Annotated in this window: 13 protein-coding genes; 9 read left to right on the forward strand and 4 right to left on the reverse strand. The window is 69.7% G+C overall.

The genetic code is table 11. The features are described 5' to 3' along the window. Positions 1-114 precede the first annotated feature (114 nt). Positions 115-963, forward strand: a complete 849-nt coding sequence (gene rsmA, locus RIF23_RS08675) for a 16S rRNA (adenine(1518)-N(6)/adenine(1519)-N(6))-dimethyltransferase RsmA (protein WP_310911886.1) — start codon at positions 115-117, stop codon at positions 961-963. A 788-nt stretch (positions 964-1,751) separates the two neighbouring features. Here rsmA and RIF23_RS08680 read toward each other — a convergent pair. Beyond that, positions 1,752-3,716, reverse strand: a complete 1,965-nt coding sequence (locus RIF23_RS08680) for a serine/threonine-protein kinase (RefSeq protein WP_310911887.1) — start codon at positions 3,714-3,716, stop codon at positions 1,752-1,754. 195 nt (positions 3,717-3,911) lie between these two features. Between RIF23_RS08680 and RIF23_RS08685 the strand changes: the two genes are divergently transcribed. The 6 genes from RIF23_RS08685 to RIF23_RS08710 all read left to right on the forward strand — a co-directional run bounded on the left by RIF23_RS08685 (position 3,912) and on the right by RIF23_RS08710 (position 12,835). Then, positions 3,912-4,847 carry a 4-(cytidine 5'-diphospho)-2-C-methyl-D-erythritol kinase gene (locus RIF23_RS08685; protein WP_310911888.1) on the forward strand — a complete coding sequence of 312 codons (936 nt, stop codon included), beginning with the start codon at positions 3,912-3,914 and terminating at the stop codon, positions 4,845-4,847. Positions 4,848-5,039: 192 nt separating this feature from the next. Further along, a complete protein-coding gene (gene soxR, locus RIF23_RS08690; RefSeq protein ID WP_310911889.1) occupies positions 5,040-5,531 on the forward strand; it encodes a redox-sensitive transcriptional activator SoxR in 492 nt (163 codons plus the stop codon). Positions 5,532-5,653: 122 nt separating this feature from the next. Then, a complete protein-coding gene (locus RIF23_RS08695; protein ID WP_310911890.1) occupies positions 5,654-7,477 on the forward strand; it encodes an ABC-F family ATP-binding cassette domain-containing protein in 1,824 nt (607 codons plus the stop codon). A 448-nt stretch (positions 7,478-7,925) separates the two neighbouring features. Beyond that, positions 7,926-8,882 (forward strand): hypothetical protein, encoded by a 957-nt coding sequence (locus tag RIF23_RS08700; protein ID WP_310911891.1) that lies wholly within the window; start codon positions 7,926-7,928, stop codon positions 8,880-8,882. Continuing rightward, a complete protein-coding gene (locus RIF23_RS08705) occupies positions 8,882-10,069 on the forward strand; it encodes a glycosyltransferase family 4 protein (protein ID WP_310911892.1) in 1,188 nt (395 codons plus the stop codon). The genes RIF23_RS08700 and RIF23_RS08705 overlap by 1 nt, the downstream gene beginning before the upstream one ends. A 147-nt stretch (positions 10,070-10,216) precedes the next feature. After that, a complete protein-coding gene (locus RIF23_RS08710) occupies positions 10,217-12,835 on the forward strand; it encodes a bifunctional FO biosynthesis protein CofGH (protein WP_310911893.1) in 2,619 nt (872 codons plus the stop codon). Positions 12,836-12,956: 121 nt separating this feature from the next. On the opposite strand, the gene RIF23_RS08715 is transcribed toward RIF23_RS08710, so the two are convergent. The 3 genes from RIF23_RS08715 to cofD all read right to left on the reverse strand — a co-directional run bounded on the left by RIF23_RS08715 (position 12,957) and on the right by cofD (position 17,013). Beyond that, positions 12,957-14,558 carry a Na+/H+ antiporter gene (locus RIF23_RS08715; RefSeq protein WP_310911894.1) on the reverse strand — a complete coding sequence of 534 codons (1,602 nt, stop codon included), beginning with the start codon at positions 14,556-14,558 and terminating at the stop codon, positions 12,957-12,959. A gap of 194 nt (positions 14,559-14,752) precedes the next feature. Further along, the gene (locus tag RIF23_RS08720; protein WP_310911895.1) at positions 14,753-16,045 is read right to left on the reverse strand and encodes a coenzyme F420-0:L-glutamate ligase; all 1,293 of its coding nucleotides are present in this window, start codon (positions 16,043-16,045) and stop codon (positions 14,753-14,755) included. Next, a complete protein-coding gene (gene cofD / locus RIF23_RS08725) occupies positions 16,042-17,013 on the reverse strand; it encodes a 2-phospho-L-lactate transferase (protein WP_310911896.1) in 972 nt (323 codons plus the stop codon). The genes RIF23_RS08720 and cofD overlap by 4 nt, the downstream gene beginning before the upstream one ends. Positions 17,014-17,247: 234 nt before the next feature. On the opposite strand from cofD, the gene RIF23_RS08730 reads away from it, so the two are divergent. Both RIF23_RS08730 and RIF23_RS08735 read left to right on the forward strand, forming a co-directional pair. After that, positions 17,248-18,405: a hypothetical protein gene (locus RIF23_RS08730; RefSeq protein ID WP_310911897.1), complete on the forward strand. Its 1,158-nt coding sequence runs from the start codon at positions 17,248-17,250 to the stop codon at positions 18,403-18,405. Between the two features lie 203 nt (positions 18,406-18,608). Further along, entirely contained in the window at positions 18,609-18,896 is a 288-nt protein-coding gene (locus tag RIF23_RS08735) for a WhiB family transcriptional regulator (protein ID WP_310911898.1), read from the forward strand. Positions 18,897-19,056: the final 160 nt, after the last annotated feature.

Here is a 19,056-nt window from a genome sequence, read left to right on the forward strand (position 1 = left end):
TGTGACCGGATCGGGGCGGTCGGGCGCGTTGCCCGTCCGGCCGCCCCGTCCCGGCCTGGTCCCTTCCGCGCCGGTCCGCCCGGCCGTGCCCCGCTCTGCTGCGACAATGGAACGGTGACCCACGAATCCGTCGACCTGCTCACCCCGGTCGAGGTGCGCCACCTCGCCACCCGGCTGGACCTTCGCCCCAGCCGCTCGCTCGGGCAGAACTTCGTCATCGACCAGGGAACCGTCCGCCGTATCGTCCGGCGTGCCGAGCTCGACACCACCGACGTCGTGATCGAGGTCGGCCCCGGGCTGGGATCGTTGACCCTGGCGCTGCTCCCGCACGTCCGCCAGGTCACCGCACTTGAGGTCGACCCCGCGCTCGCCGCACAGCTACCCGAGACCATCGCCCAGCACGCCCCCGGAATCCGCGACCGGCTCACCGTCGTCACCGGTGACGCGCTCCAGATCACCGAAGTGCCGTCGCCGGAGCCCACGGCCCTGGTCGCGAACCTTCCCTACAACGTCGCGGTACCCGTCGTGCTGCGCCTGCTGGATCTGCTGCCGTCCCTGCGCAGCGGGTTAGTGATGGTTCAGGCCGAGGTCGCCGACCGGCTGGTCGCAGCGCCCGGGTCCCGAGTGTACGGCGCGCCCTCGGCCAAGCTGGCCTGGTACGCCCACGCCCACCGGGCCGGCAGTGTGGGCCGCAGCGTCTTCTGGCCCGCACCGAACGTGGACTCTGGGTTGGTCGCGCTACGCCGCCACGATCCACCGGAAACCACAGCCTCGCGCCGGGAGGTCTTCGCCGTGATCGACGCCGCCTTCGCGCAGCGTCGCAAGACACTGCGCAGCGCCCTCGCCGCGTGGGCCGGCTCCGCTGCGGACGCCGAACAGGCACTGCGGCGCGCCGGTATCGACCCGGGCCTGCGCGGGGAACGCCTCACCATCACCGATTTCGCGCGGATCGCCGAGGTGTGAGCCAGCCCCGGGAGCTGGCGTCGGGGTGGGTCGGGTGCGCGGGGTGTGCCGCGGGCTGTGATGTTGCCGGTGGTTTTCGCGTGTGCGTGGGTCCGGTCATCCTTCGGCGCCGCCGGAGCCACCTGGGGGTGGTGGCGGCGGTGGTTGGCTCCGCGCACGCGCCGTGTCGGCCGCCGGCGGCGTCGCGCCCTGGTGGGTCACCGGCGATGTCCTGTTTTCCGAGGCGCTCCCCCGCACGACGGCCAGCGGGGTGGGGGCGCGGTGGTCGTGGGGTGCATCCCGCTGTCCGGGGAAACGTACGTCCCCGCACGAGGGCAGCGGTGGGGGTGGCGGTGATTGGTTCGTTGCCCGCGTCGTCGTGGTTGTGGGTCGCGTCGGGCGCTGGGTGAACCCGGCCGTTCGAGGGCCAGCGGGTGGGTTGGAGGCGCCGTGCACACGGCACGCTCAGCCAGGAATCTGTCCTGCACCTTATGGCCCGTGGCCGAGACCCGCCAGATGTCCTCGCATCAGCCGCGCCCCATGTCCCGTTGGCCGTCGTGCGGGAGAGCGCCCCCAGGGCGCGACGCCGCCGGCGGCCGACATGGCGCGTGCGGATCGGCGATTACCACGACCACAAACCCCCTCCCTTCCCGGGGGTGGTGGGGTCAGGGTGATCCGCATGCCGCCCAGGGGTGGGTGCGGTGATGGTCCACCCACAGGTTCCGTGGTGGCCGTCAGCGGTATCCCACCTGGTCAAGCCATGTGGTCAGCGCACCGATCCACCCCGCGGATATCCCGAAGCGCACGATCTAGTGGGCACACACCGCGCCGCCACTCATCGACAGCTCGGCTCCCGGACTGTCCTCGGATCCACGCAGCACCAGGCGGTTCGGCTGGATCTCGTCGGGAACCACGAACACCATGGTTCCCTCGGCGGTTTCCCCGCGGCCGATCGGCTCCCAGAGCTCCCGTTCGGCCGAGCCCAGAACCGGTTCCGCCTCCAGGGTCGGCCCCCCGTCCCCGTGCAGCAGCTGTCGCTCCGGGGAGAGCTCCAGTTCCCCAGAGGACAGGTTCCGCGCGCTCACCTCGAACTCCCAGTAGGCGGCGTCCTCCAGCGAGGTGGGGCCGCCAGCGTCCCGGGTGCACTCGGGGGCGAACACCGTGAACTCGATCCAGTCGTCGTGGACCCGTCCCAGGGCATCCTCTGGTTCCGGACCGGTCTCGGGGTCCTCCACGCCCGGCTGCGCCTCGGTGGCGTTCCCGGGGTCGTCCGGATCCGCGCCGTCGTTGTCCTGGCTGTCTCCGCTGGTCTGTGCCGCCTCTCCCGCGCGCTCGGTCTGCCACGGAAGACTGACCCCGCCGCTGGCCCCCAGCCAGGTGAGGGAGACGAACAGGACCAGCAGTAGCACCACCCCCACGACCGCGGAGATGGTCAACCATCGGGTGCGACGCTGTTCGGGGGGAGCCGGATGGTGCGCCGAGGGGGGAACCGGCGGCACATAGGGCTGGGTGCTGGGGCGTTGGTTTCCGCCGGGGGGCGCCACCTGTGGTACCGGGCCGGTATGGTGTCCCGCCTGCTGGTGTCCCGCCTGCTGGTGTGGTGCGGGAGGTCCCTGCGGTTGTCCTGGCACGTGGGGCCCGTGGGCACCGACCACGGAGAATTGGTCGGTGTGGTGGGGCGGGTGTTGCCCACCCGGGGCGCCACCGGGATGGGGTGGCTGCTGGCTGCCGGGAGGCGGCCCGGCCTGCTGGGGTCCGTAGCCGGGGTGCCCCGGCGGTGGTCCGGGGTGCTGGGCCGGAGCGCCCCCGGGTGGGCCCGCGGCGCCGGCCGGGGCCGGCCCGGAGGCGGGTGGCATCATCGGGGGGAGGTTGGGGCGCCAGGACTGGTTCAACGCCTGGCTGATCATGGCGTTCGGGTCGCCGGAATCCCCCGTGTCGTTTCCGCCACCGGCCAGCTCCAACAGCAGGTCCTGCGCCTTGGGGCGCCGCTCCGCCTCCTTGGCCAGAGCGGCGGGCACCAGCCGGTCCAAGGGGGCGTCCAGCTGGCCCAGCTGTGGCTCGGCGAACAACACCCGCTTGCCCAGGGTCATTGCGTCACCGTTGCCGAAGGGGTGTTGTCCGGTCCCGGCGAATGCCACGAGACATCCCCAGGCGAAAATGTCGGCCGCGGTGGTGACCGTCTCTTCCAGGAGCTGCTCCGGCGCCATCCAGCCCGGACTGCCCATCACGATCCCGGTCTGGGTGTGGCTCGTGGCCGTGTTCAGTGCACGGGCGATCCCGAAGTCGATCACGCGGGGGCCGGACAGCGACAGGAGGACGTTGGCGGGTTTCAGGTCTCGGTGTACCAGGCCGGCTCCGTGGATTGCCGCCAGCGCGGCGGCCACCCCCAGGGAGAAACCGTGCAGGGTACTCGAGTCGAGCGCGCCGTGCGTGGCGATGTGCTCGGCCAGCGCCGTGCCCGCGATGTACTCGGTGACCATGTACGGCCGGTTCTCGAAGGTGCCATGGTCGATGATCTTGGCGGTGCAGAACGACGCGACCCGCTGTGCGTTCTCCATCTCGTCCCGGAAGCGTGCCCGCGTCGCCTCGTCGAAAGCCAGCTCGGGGCGGATTACTTTGATGGCGACCAGCGCGTCACGCTGGGGGGTGCGGCCCAGATAGACCGTACCCATGCCGCCGCTGCCCAGGCGTCCGGCCAGCATGTAGGGACCGATGGACGCCGGGTCCCCGGCGGCCAGCGGCTCCAGATTCTTTGGGAGCCCATCCGGCGGCAAGCGATCCTCCCCGACGGTGTCCACACTCCGTCTGGCCCCAAAGGTAGCGGTGAATGCTTCGGTGCACCCACCTCAGGGCCACACTGTTCCCAGCCGAGTCTAGGGCCGAAAAGATCCCGATTTCTGGGGGAGACTCACCGCGGCGACCCGACACCGGACGTACGGTGGTGAGACTTCCTCTACGATTGGGGACTCGTGACCGCTGCAACCACCGTAACCGTCCGCGTACCAGCGAAGGTAAACCTCCAGCTCGCGGTGGGGCCAGCGCGGGAAGATGGATACCACGAACTGGTCAATGTCTTCCACGCTGTTTCACTGTACGACGAGGTTACCGTGCGGCGGCCGGATTCGGCCGCTCGGGTGAGTGGCATATCCCTGTCTGGCGCCACCGGATCGGATGTTCCCCAGGACAGCACCAATCTCGCCGCGCGCGCTGCCGAGCTGCTGGCGCACCGCATCGGGTACCGCGGCGGAGTCGACCTTGGTGACCTTGTCGACCTTCGGATCCACAAGGCCATCCCGGTCGCCGGCGGTATGGCCGGGGGCAGCGCCGACGCCGCGGCGGCGCTCCTCGCCTGCGCCACACTCTGGAACACCGGACACACGGTCTCCGAGCTGGCTCCGCTCGCCGCGGAGCTCGGCAGTGACGTCCCCTTCGCGTTGATGGGGCACACCGCCGTGGGACGGAGCCGTGGGGAGCAGCTCACCCCGCTTACCTGCACTGTCACCCTGCACTGGGTGTTCGCTCTCGCGCATGGTGGCCTGTCCACGGCTGAGGTGTATCGCGCCTACGACCGCATCCGGCCCCAGGCGCCCGAGCCCGAGCTTTCGCACGCGCTCACGCGGGCGCTGGAGGCCGGGGACGCGGCGGCCGTGGGCCAGGCCTTGCACAATGATCTCCAGCCTGCGGCGTTGGACCTGCGGCCGGAGCTGGCCCGGACGCTCCAGGCCGGAGCCGATGCCGGGGCACTCGGTGGGATCGTGTCCGGATCCGGACCCACCTGTGCGTTTCTTGCCCGGGACGGGGAGCATGCCCGGGAGTTGGCCGCCGAACTCGAGTGGTCTGGGACGTGTCTGCGTACCGTGTGTGCCCATGGGCCCGTGCCGGGTGCCACCCGCACCCAGGGCTGACCGCTGATCCCATGTTCGGACGCGGGGTGCCGGGGCTCGCCCTCGGGGCGGGATCGGGGTCGGCCGGAGGCCGCTGCGGTCCCCGCACCCCCACATGCCGACAACGACGGCGGGCAGCCGGCGCGGGGTTGTGGGCAGGCCAGGACGCTCCTAATCTAAAGTTATCTTTAGGTCAAGGTCGGAGGTCGTTTTGTGAGCCAGCTTCCCGCCCGCCTTACTATCGGCCAGGTCGCCGAACGCAGCGGACTACCGCGTAGCACTCTGCGCTTCTATGAAGAGCGTGGCATCATCCACTCCGAGCGCAACAGTGGCAACCAACGTCGCTATCCGCGACACATCCTGCGCCGGCTCGCCTTCATCACCGCCGCGCAACGCATCGGCCTCACCCTCACCCAGATTCGTGCGGCCCTGGACACCCTTCCCGACGGTCGCACGCCCAGGGTGGAGGACTGGCGGCGGCTGTCCACCCGCTGGCATGCCGAGCTGGAGGCACGCATCGACGCCTTGCAGCGTCTGCGGGACAATCTCACCGACTGCATCGGTTGTGGATGTCTGTCCCTCAAGACCTGCACCATGATGAACGCCGATGACGAGCTGAGCGCCTACGGCCCCGGCGCACCCTTCCTCAAACCGGTCCAGGACGGTGGTCTCAGCACCGAGGAGCCCGCGGAGCCCGAGGAGTAGGCCATGCCGCGCCCCGGGACCGGGACAGTGTGCCGCCACCCACCCCGGGCTGGGCACCGCCACCCGGGCTCCCGCAGCCGCGACGGACCAGTCAGTTCTCCGCAGCCCGCACAATGAGAGCGATGAATCTTGTCAACCTTCAGGACGTTTCGCTCGCCTACGGACCACTCGTACTCCTCGACACCGTCTCTCTCGGCGTCGACACGGGTGAACGAATCGGGGTCGTGGGGCGCAACGGCGGCGGGAAGTCGACCCTGGTGTCCGTGCTCGCGGGAGACACCATCCCGGACAGCGGGCGCGTGGTGCACGCGCGGGATCTTCGGGTGGGTGTGCTCCAGCAACGTGACGCCTATCCCCAGGGCACGGTGGGCTCTTACGTCCTCGGGGACTGGGCCGAACACGAGTGGGCCGGCAATGCCCGCATCCGCGACATCCTGGGGGGCCTCCTCGGGGGCTGGGATCTGGACGCGCCGTTGGAGGGTCTCTCTGGTGGGGAACGGCGGCGCGTCGCTCTCGCCCGCCTGCTCGTCGATAGCCACGACCTGTTGATTCTCGACGAGCCCACCAACCATCTCGATATCGAGGCGATCGCCTGGCTCGCCGAGCACGTGCGTGGCCGCTCGGAGTCGGTGGTCGTGGTCACCCACGACCGCTGGTTTCTGGACGCCGTCACCACCCGCACCTGGGAGGTGGTCGACGGCAGGGTGGAGCGCTACGAGGGCGGATACGCCGCCTATGTCCTCGCGAAGGCGGAACGGGAGCGCCTCGCGGCCGCTGCGGAGGAACGCCGCCAGAACCTCATGCGTAAGGAACTGGCGTGGCTGCGTCGGGGTGCCCCCGCGCGAACCTCCAAACCCAAATTCCGGGTGGAGGCCGCCAACACCCTCATCGCGAACGAGCCACCCCCACGGGACACAGTGGAGCTTGTCCGGTTCGCCAGCGCACGGCTCGGAAAGACCGTCATCGATGTCACCGACGCGACCCTCACCGCGGGACCACACACCCTGCTGGAACGTCTGACCTGGCAGCTGGGCCCCGGCGATCGGGTCGGGGTCGTGGGGGGAAACGGATCCGGGAAGACCTCCCTGCTGTCCCTGCTGGCCGGGGAACAGGAGCCGGACAGCGGGCGGGTGCGGCACGGCACGACCGTACGTCTGGCGCACCTGTCCCAGGGGCTCACCGAACTGGACCCGCAGGCGCGTCCCCTGCGTGCGGTGGAGGAGGTGCGTCAGCGGATCCAGGTGGGCAAGCGCGAGTACAGCGCCAGCCAGATGCTGGAGCGTTTCGGCTTCCGGGGGGAACGCCAGTGGACCCCGATCGGGGAACTGTCCGGCGGGGAGCGTCGCCGCCTCCAGCTGCTGCGGCTTCTCATGGACGAGCCGAACGTGCTGCTCCTCGACGAGCCCACCAACGATCTGGACATCGAGACCCTCACCGAACTCGAAGACCTGCTCGACGGCTGGCCCGGATCCCTGGTCCTCGTCAGTCACGACCGCTATTTTCTGGAGCGCATCACGGACCAGATCCATGGTCTGCTCGGTGACGGTGGTCTCACCATGCTTCCCGGTGGGGTGGACGAGTATCTCCGCCGCCGCGCCCAGACCGCCGCACCGGGCCAGCCGGCCGCCGGCCGGACAGCACAACAGCGCCGGGGGCACACCGACGGTGCGGCCCCACAGGATGGGGGGCAGGCGCTGGCCGGTGCGGAAGCTGGCAGCGCAGCCCTCAGCGCCGCGGAGCAGCGGACGGTCCAGAAGGAAATCCAGCGGATCGAACGGCAGCTGGACCGGATCTCGGCGCGGGAGTCCGAGTTGCACACCACGATGGCCGAGAACTCTTCCGACTACACGCGCATGGCCGAGCTGGACGCCGAACTGCGTAAGCTCCAATCCCAACGCACGGAGCTGGAGGAGCGGTGGTTGGCCGAGGCCGAGCGCCTGGACTGAGCCCCGGCCGCTCTCGCCGTGACTGCGTGACCGGCCCCCGGGGCGGGGTGGGTGTATGCATGGCTGTCGCGGCGCGGCCCTGGCGGCGGTCCTGTCGGCGACGGCCGGATGCCGTTGCCACATCGGGTGGGAGCGGTCCCGCACGCCCGGACCGCTCCCACCCCGAAAGCCCGCGTGCCCCGCTGCCTAGTGCTGGCGTGACCTACCGGGTGGGCATCTCCGGGCACCCCAGCCATAGCTCTCCCGCGTCCATACCAGGCCACAACACACCGCCGGGCCGGGCATGCGCGGCTGGCGTAGCAGACACCACTCTCGCTCTGGGGTGACACGCCGGCACCCTCCGTATTCACGGCTGGTTTAGGTCCACCGTGCTACGTTCCGCACGGACGGGCCGAGTGCTCCGGCGACGGGGGTGGCCGGGGCGTCGGCGGGGGAGATGCGAACCCGAATGGGCAAGCCCGCCCCGCCGGGACCGGGAGTGGTACGCGGCCGCGTCATCTCTGGGCTTATCGGGGGGCGTATGCGTACGCAGGTGAGTCGGATCGATACGGCGGACGTGTTGCGCCTGCGGCCCGCGGAGTTACCACCGGCGCCGGGACAGCTCGTGTTGTGGCCTGCGGACCAGGAACGTGTCTCCGTCCCCGTTCCCGTCCCGACGCAGCACAACGCGGGGGAGCTGACCGCGGACCTGAGCGGGGCGGCCCTCACCGTCGGCACCTGGGAGGTGTTCGTGACGGTCGATGGGCAGGGAACCCAGCCGGTCCACACCGAGGATCCCGGGCTGAGTCTGGCCGACTGGTCGACCTACCTCACCGGGCCGCGGGACCGGGAACTGCGTGTGGTCCGGGCCCCGGACGGGCGGCTTCTGGTGCGGATGCGCCCGGTCCGTCCCTATGTCGAGGTGTCCTGGATCGAGGTGGACGACGCGACCATCACCCTGACCGGAACCCTCGCCTACACGCGGCGCGAGCGTGGTCACCGTACTGCTGTTCTGCTCGCTCGGCACCGGGGGACCAAACACCGCGTGCGAATGCCCGCCGAGGTGGCGGACGGAACCGTGCGGGCCCATCTGCCCGTCACCGAGCTGTGCTCCCCGCCCACCTCCGGCTCCGATGCTGCCGACACGGAAGCCCCGCATGGGCGGGCGCCCCGCCACGGCACGAACCGGATCTGGGACGTCTGGCTGTGTCCGGACGACGGCCAGCGCTCCCTACGGCTCGGTACCCACGCCGATGACATCCCCGCGCGCAAGAAGCAGCTGGTGCTGCCGGCCGCCCGCCCCTCGGGGGCCTGGTCCGGATGGCGGATCCAGCCGTACTACACCATGCACAACGAGTTCGCGCTGCGCGTGGCCGGGCCGGACGCGGACGGCCACGGTGACGTCACACCGGCAGTGGAGGCCTGATGCGGATCGCAATCCTGATCGGAAACGGCTACGGCATGGGTGGCACCATCCGTACCGTGGTCAATCTTGCCCACGCACTCGGTACTCACCACGACGTGGAAATCGTGAGTCTCGTCCAACAGCACGAGCAACCGTTCTTCGAGCTGCCCGCCGGCGTGGGCATGCGCAATCTCGTCCCCAGCCGGAGTTGGCCCGCCCGGCCGGCCCAGGGCTGGCCGGATCGCGTCCTGGAGCGGATTCCGAGCCCGCACCTACCCCGCGCCGAGGCACGGGGACGGGGGGCACTCTTCAATGTGCGCACGGAACGGGCCCTGCGCCGGTATCTGAGTGCCACCGACGCCGACGTCGTCATCGGAACCCGTCCCGGGTTGAACCTGTTGCTGGCGCGCTGGGCGCCCCGTTCGGTGCTGCGGATCGGACAGGAGCACGTGCACTTCTCCCACCACTCCGGGGACACGCGTGGCGCGATCCAGCGCTGGTATCCGCGGCTGGACGGCCTGACCGTGCTGACCGAAGCCGACCGGCGCGACTACGCGGCGGCCCTGCGGCCCGAGTCGGGGTGGCTCACCACGATGCCGAACCCGCTGCCACCGGGCGACTATCCCCGATCCCGCCTGGAGAACCCGATCGTGGGGGCGGTGAGCCGGATCACTCCGATCAAGCAGTTTCCGAAGCTCCTGGAAGCGTTCGGAAAGGCCACCCGGGATCGTCCGGACTGGCAGCTGCGCATCTACGGGCGCGGCCAGAGCCTTCCCCAGGTGCGCCGCGCGATCCTCGACCTCGGCTTGCACAACCAGGTGGCGCTGATGGGGCCCACCGCGGATGTCTTTGGCGAGCTCGCCAAATGTTCCGTCGTCGGGGTCAGTTCGCGTGCCGAGGGGTTTGGTATGAGCATCGTTGAGGCGTTCGCGGTGGGCGTTCCGGTGGTGAGCTTCGACTGTCCGCACGGGCCGGCAGAGATCATCACCCACGATCACAACGGCCTGCTCGTTGCCAACCAGGATGTCTCCGCCCTCGCGGCAGGGCTGGCCCAGCTCATGGAGAACACGGAGCGACGGCGGCGGATGGGGGCCGCTGCGCGTGCCACCTCTGTTCACTACAGCCCGGATGTCATCGCCGACCGTTGGGATGCCTACCTACGGCAACGGATCACGGCACGCCATGGCCAGCTGCGGGTGTCGTCCTGAGACGGTTCGGGCGGCACCGTCCGGGCCACGCGCCCGGGTGGGTGCTGCGCTGGGGCGGGCGTCGGTCGGGGTGACCTTCGCCTCGCTCGTCGTCGATGTGGGTGGGCGATACCCGTGCGGGCGGCCACGCCTCGTATCGTGCGGGATATGAGTTCGGATCGCGATGTGGATCACCCGCCCGAGGCCACTCCTGCCGGGATGCGCCGTGCCCTGGCTCGAGCCCGGGACGGCAAGACTCTGGACGAGAGTGAGGCCGTCACCCTGCTCCAGGCACGCGGGCAGGATCTGGACACCCTCCTGGGCCATGCCGCACGGGTGCGGGACGCAGGGCTGGACGGGGTCGGGCGCAGCGGCGTCGTCACCTACAGTCGCAAGGTGTTTCTGCCTGTGACCAGGCTGTGCCGGGACCGCTGCCACTACTGCACCTTCGCCACCGTCCCGGGCAAGGTGGAGGCCCCGTTCCTGGAGCCGGACGAGCTCGTGGCGATCGCCCGTCGCGGCGCAGAGCTCGGCTGCAAGGAGGCCCTGTTCACCTTGGGGGACCGGCCGGAGGACCGCTGGGACGTGGCGCGGGAATGGCTGGAAGAGCGAGGCTATGCGGACACCCTGTCCTATGTGCGGGCTGTGGCGATTCAGGTCCTGGAGCAGACCGGATTGCTGCCCCATCTGAATCCGGGCGTGTTGACCTGGTCCGACTTCCAGCGGCTCAAGCCGGTCGCGCCGTCCATGGGCATGATGTTGGAGACCACCTCCGAGCGTCTGTTCACCGAGCGCGGCCAGCCCCACTTCGGCAGTCCGGACAAGGACCCGGCCGTGCGTCTGCGTGTGCTGGAGGACGCCGGCCGGTCCAGCGTGCCGTTCACCACCGGCCTGTTGCTGGGTATCGGGGAGAGCCTGGCCGAACGGGTGGACACCATCCTCGCGATTCGGCGCGCGTCCCGGGCGCACGGCGCGATCCAGGAGGTGATCGTGCAGAACTTCCGTGCCAAGCCGGACACGGCCATGATGCACCGTCCCGATGCCGAACTGGAGGATCTGGCCGCGACCATCGCGGTCACACGCCTGCTGCTGGGGCCCCGGGCCCGCATCCAAGCTCCGCCCAACCTCATCGGTTCCGAGTACGACCTCATGCTGCGTGCGGGCATCGACGACTGGGGTGGGGTGTCCCCGCTGACCCCCGACCACGTGAATCCCGAGCGTCCGTGGCCCCAGCTGGACGAGCTGGCAGCACGAACGGAGGCCGGAGGGTACCGTCTGGCCGAGCGACTGACGATCTATCCCGAGTACGCCCGCCTCGGCGAGCCCTGGCTGGACCCACGGCTGTCCGAACACGTCTCGGCACTGCTGGACCCCGAGACCGGGCTGGCACGGCCAGACGTCGTGCCCGAGGGGCGCCCCTGGCAGGAGCCGGAGGGCCTGGCCGCTGGTGGGCGCACCGATCTGCACACCGACATCGACAGTGCCGGCCGGAGTGGCGACCGCCGCAGTGACTTCGACGTGGTTTACGGCGACTGGTCCGAGCTGGCGGAGCGCGCCGCGTCCACCGGGGCTTCCGGGGCGGGAGCCGCGCAACGGTTCGACCCGGATATCCGTGCCGCCCTGCGGCAGGCCGAAGCGGATCCGGCCGGGCTTACCGATCGGGAGGCCCTCGCCCTCCTGCACGCCGACGGGCCAGAGCTGGAGGAACTGACCGATCTCGCCGATCGGGTGCGGCGGGACACCGTCGGTGACGAGGTGACCTACGTCGTCACCCGCAATATCAATTTCACCAACGTCTGCTACACCGGTTGCCGGTTCTGCGCCTTCGCGCAGCGGCGCACCGACGCCGACGCCTACACCCTCTCCCTGGACCAGGTGGCCGACCGGGCCGTGGAGGCGTGGGAGGCCGGAGCCACCGAGGTGTGTATGCAGGGCGGTATCCATCCCGACCTGCCGGGAACGGCCTATTTCGATCTGGTGCGTGCGGTGCGTGCGCGCGTTCCTGACCTGCACGTGCACGCGTTCAGTCCGATGGAGGTGGTCAACGGGGCCGCCCGCACCAACCTGTCGGTGCGGGACTGGCTGACCCAGGCTCGCGAGGCGGGGCTGGGCTCTCTTCCGGGAACGGCCGCCGAGATCCTCGACGATGATGTGCGGTGGGTGTTGACCAAGGGCAAGTTGCCCGCCAGCGACTGGATCGAGGTGGTCACCACCGCCCACGAGCTGGGTCTGCCCACCACGTCAACCATGATGTACGGCCATGTGGACTCCCCGGAACACTGGGTGGCACACATTCGGCTGTTGGGCCGGTTGCAGGACCAGGCGCGCGAACGCACCGGCCGGGACGGCTTCACCGAGTTCGTGCTCCTGCCGTTCGTGCACACCAACGCCCCGATCTACCTGGCCGGGCTCGCGCGGACCGGCCCCACCCTGCGGGAGAACCGGGCCGTGCACGCCTTGGCGCGGCTGTTGCTACACGGGCGGATCGACAACATCCAGTGCTCCTGGGTCAAACTGGCCGAGGACACCTGCCGCCAGCTCCTCGCGGGCGGGGTGAACGACGTGGGGGGAACCCTGATGGAGGAGACCATCAGCCGCATGGCCGGCTCCGAGTCCGGGTCGTTCAAGACGGTCAGTGACATCCGGGCACTCGTGGAGCCGACCGGGCGACCGTTGCGGCAACGCGACACCTGCTACGGGGAGGTTTCTGCCGAGCGCCAGGCCGCGGCGGTGGCCAGCGACGGGGTCGCCGCGAGTGTGCGGCGTCCACAGCTGCCCGTGGTGTGACGCCGCTGGTCGCATCGCCTGCGCCGGGTGGGCAGACCGCCGGGGCCGGCTGGTTCGGAGGGCTCTCCACGGAGATCACCCCGCCGTGCGGCCGGTCCCCGTGGAGCACGACGTCCGCTGGTCACCGTGCTGGCAGGTGCGGTTCCGTCAGGTCCAGCTCCCGGCGTAGCGCCTGGAACATCTCGTGCCCGATCTCTCCGTCGTCGTAGAGGCGGGACAGCGCCTCCCGTTCCGCGCGGGTGATCTCGTTGCGGAGGAACACCGTGCCGTGCCGCGTCGGCGGCACCTCGGTGCCGGACGTCTCGTCCGAGCCGGGCTGGATCGTGGCCAGCCGCGCCTGGGCCTGACGCACCCGCAGGGCGTGCAGTTCGCGGTAGGTCTGCGCGGCTGGCGCATCCACCCGCTCGTCCGCTGTCAGTTCGTCGATGCGCGCCAGGGCCGCACGCCCCATCGCCAGCTGGGCCCGCGCGAGCTCCTCGCGGGAGTCGTCGGCGCTGGTCATACCGAGCCAGCGCAGCAGGGGCGCCAGGGTCATTCCCTGACCCACCAGGGTGGTCAGCACGACGGTTCCGGCGAGGAACAGTAGCACGGGTCGGTCCGGGAACGGCTCGCCGTCCAGCGTCAGCGGCAGCGACATCGCGATAGCCAGGGAGATTGCACCGCGGGGGCCACTCCAGCCCACCACCAGGCGCTCCGCCGGCGTTCCCGGGTCCCAGCCGAGACGGCCCGGCAAGTACCGCGTCAACGGTGCCACCACCAGTTGCCACACCAGACGCACCCCCACGACGGTGAGGACCACGAGTGTCGCGGTCCACAGCAGCGCCGCCGGGGAACGCTCCGGCAGGATCTCGAACACCTCGTGCAGCTGTAGCCCCAGCAGGACGAACAGGACCGATTCCAGGAGCGCGACCACCCCGTGCCAGATGGTGCGCCCCGTGGCGCGAACCCGAGCCGGCAGCAACCCTTCGCCGCGCGTGCCCAGGTAGAATCCGGCGACCACGGCCGCCAGCACCCCGGAGAAGCCCGCCTGTTCGGCGGGAATGTAGGCGAGGAACGGGGTCAGCAGGGAGATCACCAACTGGGTGTTGCCGTCCCGTACCCGGGCCCGTGCGGCGGCGATCACCAGGGCACAGACGAGGCCGTACACCAGGCCTCCGGCCACCACCCACACCAGCTCACCCACCCCGTCGGCGAAGCCGACGGGCTGCACCATCGCCGACACGGCCAGGCCGAACAGGGTTAGCGCCACACCGTCGTTGATCAGACTCTCGCCCTCCAGCAGGGTCACGATGCGGCGGGGCGCCCCCACCCGTTTCAGAACGGCCGACGCCGCGACCGTGTCGGTCGGGGCCACCGCCGCACCCAGGGCGATCGCGGCCGGCCAGGTCACGTCCGGAAGCACCAGGTAGGTGATGCCGGCGATCGCGAAGGCGGTGACCAGGGTGGTGACCACGGCGAGTGCCACGATCGGGCGTGCCTCGGCACGCAGCTCCCGGGGGGCGGAGAAGAACGCGGAGCTGAAGACCAGGGGAGGAAGGAATACGAGCAGGACCACCTGCGGGGGCACCTCGACCTCCGGCAGCCCGGGCACGTATCCCACCGCGAGACCGAGGAGCACCAGCACGATCGCGTCCGGGATACGCACACGCCCCGCGAGGAGGCGGCCGGCCAGCACGAGGAGGACGATCCCGAACCCCACCAGGATGTGGTTCTCCGCGGACACTGTTCCTCCCCGCCTCCTCGCCTCCTCTCTGCGTATCCAGCCTGGCAGCGTCAGCGGCCGGAGGGTGGGAGGAACACGGCGAAGCGGGGGCACCGCATACCACCGTGTGCCCTTGGACGGGGAGCGAGCGTTGCCGAAGCGCAGCACCACCCACCACGTGCCCCCGAGCTTGGCCAGTGTAAGTCCGGACCAGCTCAGCGCACCGTGAGAAAGGCCTCAGTATCCCGCGGGGCGCGTTCCGGGGGTGGTGTCGCGGGGTGGCCCACAGCCACGGCTCCCATTGGTTCCCACCCGGGGTCCAAATCGAGCTGCGCGCGCACCACCTCCGGGCAGAACATGGTTGAGGATACCCACGCCGATCCCAGGCCCTCCATGGTTAGGCCGACCAGAAGATTCTGCACTCCCGCTCCCATCGCCACCAGGAACATGGAGCGCTCCGCCGTAGCCCGGCGGGCGTCGGGATAGGTGTGGGCTCCGTCGGCGACGAGGCAGGGAACCACCAGGTAGGGGGCGTTTCGCAGCACCTGGCCCCGGCGCGTCCGGCGGGTGATCGCCTCGGAACTGAACCCGTCCGCCCGGAGGTCCGCGATCCAGGCGTCCAGCATGGCGTCCAGTAGTTTCTGCCGCCGCTCCGGGCTCTCCACCAGCACGAACCGCCAGGGCGTGGTGTGGTGGGGTGCGGGGGCCGTCACCGCGGTCGCCACGGCGCGGCGTACCGCAGCGGGGTCGACCGGGGCGTTGCTGAACTCGCGGATGGTGCGCCGCGCGCCGACCACGTCCCTGGAGCCGTACCGGAACATGTCCTCGTCGGCGGGCCGGATCAGGGCGCGCGCTCCGTCGCCGTCCGCCTCGGTGACGAGGTGGTTCAGCCCCTCCACCACGGCGACGGGGGTTCCGGCTGCCTTTCCCTTGACGAGGTCGCCGGCCGCGGCCACCTCGTCGGCCACGGCACGAAGGGTGACCTCCAGAGTGTTGCCGTACCCGTCCCGGGTGCCGCGTAGGTCCTGTACCGCCTCCAAGCCGGCCGCGCCGAGGGCGACGTCGGTCTGCCCCGTGCGCCAGGGACGTCCGAAGGTGTCAGTGATGACGATCGCCGGCCGGGATCCACAGTGGTGTGCGATGCCCGCGCGTAGGTGCCGTGCACTCGCGTCGGGATCCTCCGGAAGGAGTAGGGCGTGATCGGGGGGGACGTTGGAGGTGTCGACTCCCGCCGCCGCCATCACGTAGCCGTGCCGGGTCTGCACGATCCGCCCCCCGGAGGGCAGCCGCGCCACGACGCGCTCCGTCTCCCGGTCAATGGCACTGTCCCGGTCCACGCGGACCAGGCGCCCCTCGGACTTGCTCACCACTTTCGACGCCACCACGAGCACGTCTCCGTCGCGGGGCTGGGCGTGGGTGGCCAGCAGCGCGGCCAGGTCGTCTCCGTGCCGGACCTCGGGGAGCCCGGAGACGGCACGGAGGCGGAGCTGGTCGGCGGATTCGCTCACCGATTCTCCTTCTCCTTCTGTAGGTCCCAGGCCAGGTCGAGTGCTGCCTGGGCAATCTCGGCCGTGGTGGATGTGTCGTGCATGTACAGCGGTCGGGCGCGCACGGTGGTGCCCGGGACCGTGTCCAGGACGCCGCGGTCGCTGTCATCGACCAGCCAGCCGTCTAACAGGTCGGGGCCGTAGTGTCGTGCCACCGCGGCGGCGCTGGTTTCGACCCCGATCGCGCGCAGGCACGCGTCGGCCATGCCACGCACCGGCGCGTTACCGATGATGGGGGAGACTCCCACCACAGTCTTCGGGAGCAGGGCCGAACGGATACCCGGGACGCTGAGAATGGAGCCGATGCTGACCACCGGGTTGGATGGGGGAAGCAGGATCACGTCCGCGGCCTCGATCGCCGCCAGGACTCCCGGTGCTGGTCGTGCCTCGTCGGCTCCGACGCTGCGGAATCCGTGGGCGGTGAGGCGTGCGCCGTGGCGAACCCACCATTCCTGGAAGTGCAGCTCCCGAGGTCCGGTGTCCGCACTGACCCGGACATGCGTTTCGACCGGGTCGTCGGTCATCGGGATCAGCTCCACACCGGGCTGCCACCGGGCACACAGGTGGGCGGTCACCGTGGACAGCGGTGTTCCCTCCGCCAGCATCCGGGTCCGCACGATGTGGGTTGCGAAATCTCGGTCGCCCAGAGTGAACCACTGGGGCTGTGCCCCGTAGGCGGCCAGCTCCTCGCGGACGGTGAAGGTTTCGGCGGCGCGCCCCCATCCCTGTTCCGTGTTGATGCCCCCGCCCAGGGTGTACATCACAGTGTCCAGATCCGGACACACGCGCAGCCCGAATAGGGTGATGTCGTCCCCGGTATTTCCGATTACGGTGATTTGGTCCCTGGTGGTACCTGTGGCCATGGCGGCCCGCAGTCCCTCGAGGAAGCGTGCGCCGCCGATCCCCCCGGCCAGTACGACTGTTCGCATGTGTCCAAGTCTGGCAGGCTGGACCTGTGGTTGCGCCGCGCCCTGTGGCGCATGCCTGCGGGTGGCGGGATCCCCCGGGGCGGCAAGCGAGGGTGTCCGAGGCTGGGAGCCGAGTGCACAGGCCGTCGTGCAGGGTGGGACACCTGGGGCGCGCCTCATGTGTTTCCCTAGACAACGTGACGATATGCCAGACTTCCTCCGACGTCATGGGGAAGTATGCGGAGGGAACTTCTCTTGAACAGTGAAGCCATCGAACGGCTGCGTGAGCCGGCCTCCTGGGTCCTGCTCGGTGTGGTGATTCTCAAGCAGCTCGCGGCCCTCATCTATATCGCCTCCCGCAATGATGTGGGGGCGGGCATCGGGGAGACGGTGTACTCCAGTGCCATGGTCTCCGCGCGGGAGGACACCTTCGGGCCGGTAACCGTGCTCCTGGTGGTGGTTGCTGTGGGGCTGATGGTGATGGCGCGGGAGAAGTCCCCGCGCACCCCGGTCGTGGCGTGGTTCGGGATCGTCCTTCTGGGGATCTCCGCGCTGTTTGGCCTGGTCACGTTGATCATGCACTTCGTTGCCTACGGCTCGGCGAATATGGGAACCGCGTTCAGTGGATTCTTCGTGAGCCTGGGGTACCTTGCGGTGGTCGTGGTCGCTGGCCTGGCGTTGATCTTCGCGACGATGAACCCGGCGCTGGTGCCCAAGAACACGCCACCGCAGCAGTCGATGCCGCAGCAACCGGCCTACACCGGGGCGCAGCAGTCCTTCGCGCAGCAGCCCTACGGGCAGATGGATGCGTCCCAGACCGGAGCCTACGCTCAGCAGGGGTACGCGCAGCAGGGATATGCGCAGCCGGATCCCACACAGACGGGTGGCTATGCCCAGCAGGGCTACACCCAGCAGGGGTACGCGCAGCAAGGGTACGCGCAGCAGGGGTACGCGCAGCCGGATCCCACACAGACGGGTGGCTATGCCCAGCAGGGCTACGCTCAGCAGGGGTACGCGCAGCAGGGGTATGCGCAGCCGGATCCCACACAGACGGGTGGCTATGCCCAGCAGGGCTACACCCAGCAGGGATATGGCCAGCAGGCGGCCTACCAGTATCCCTCGGGGGGGCAGCAGGCGGCCTACCAGGATCCGTCCGGCGGCCAGCAGGCGGCCTACCAGTATCCCTCCGGCGGCCAGCAGGCCGACTATGGACAGGGTGCGAGTTGGTCACAGCAGTCCTACGGGCAGTACCAGCCGGAGGCATACCAGGGCCAGTCCGGATACAACACCGCCGGGCAACCTGTGTACGGCTCCTACGCCACCGGGACCGGAGCCTCTGGTGAGGCCGCTGCCGAAGGACAGTCCACCACTGATTCTGGCGATCTGCCACAGGGCTGGTATCGGGATGAGTAACCGGTAGCAACTCTGGCATAGGAGGACCAAACCGGCCCGGGTGAACCGTCGTTTGCCCGGGCCGACGTGTGTATTCGTCCGAATGTCACGGCACGTGCTTGACGTGGAACGGGAGCGGCACGTGTAATTTCGGTTGGATGTGATTACACCCTCCCGGGGGTCCGAAGGGGAGGGTGGACCGAGGGGGCAATTAGGAGGTGCGCATGGGCGAGTTCATTCCGCTCGCGCACGGTAGCGATGAGGATCTGAGCTGGCAGGAGCACGCCTTGTGCGCGCAGACCGATCCCGAGGCGTTCTTCCCGGAGAAGGGGGGATCGACGCGGGAGGCGAAGAAGGTCTGCCAGTCGTGCGACGTTCGCACGGAGTGCCTGGAATACGCGTTGGAACACGATGAACGGTTCGGTATCTGGGGGGGACTCTCCGAACGTGAGCGGCGAAGGATCAAGAAGGCCGCGGGACAGGATTTCGACTTTCTGAGCGATGTGCTCTGAGGATTGATGGGTTCTGACCAGCGGTAACGTGCTCCGGAACAATTGTTCCGGAGCACGTTCTTTTTACAGCCTGGGGTGTTTTTGTATGGATCGGGGACGTGCGTCGGTTTTAGGTAGTTGTGCCTGGGCTGACCGGTTTCGGTGCCGAGGGGGCGGTGTG

It is taken from the genome of Lipingzhangella rawalii (assembly GCF_031628175.1).
Taxonomy (GTDB): domain Bacteria; phylum Actinomycetota; class Actinomycetes; order Streptosporangiales; family Streptosporangiaceae; genus Lipingzhangella_A; species Lipingzhangella_A rawalii.

Excerpts from the sequence above, each read along its gene's own strand:
- cofD (WP_310911896.1), bottom strand. The coding sequence starts at position 17,013 with ATGCGAACAGTCGTACTGGCCGGGGGGATCGGCGGCGCACGCTTCCTC.
- RIF23_RS08700 (WP_310911891.1), top strand. The coding sequence starts at position 7,926 with ATGGGCAAGCCCGCCCCGCCGGGACCGGGAGTGGTACGCGGCCGCGTC.
- RIF23_RS08710 (WP_310911893.1), top strand. The coding sequence starts at position 10,217 with ATGAGTTCGGATCGCGATGTGGATCACCCGCCCGAGGCCACTCCTGCC.
- RIF23_RS08735 (WP_310911898.1), top strand. The coding sequence starts at position 18,609 with ATGGGCGAGTTCATTCCGCTCGCGCACGGTAGCGATGAGGATCTGAGC.
- RIF23_RS08695 (WP_310911890.1), top strand. The coding sequence starts at position 5,654 with ATGAATCTTGTCAACCTTCAGGACGTTTCGCTCGCCTACGGACCACTC.
- RIF23_RS08705 (WP_310911892.1), top strand. The coding sequence starts at position 8,882 with ATGCGGATCGCAATCCTGATCGGAAACGGCTACGGCATGGGTGGCACC.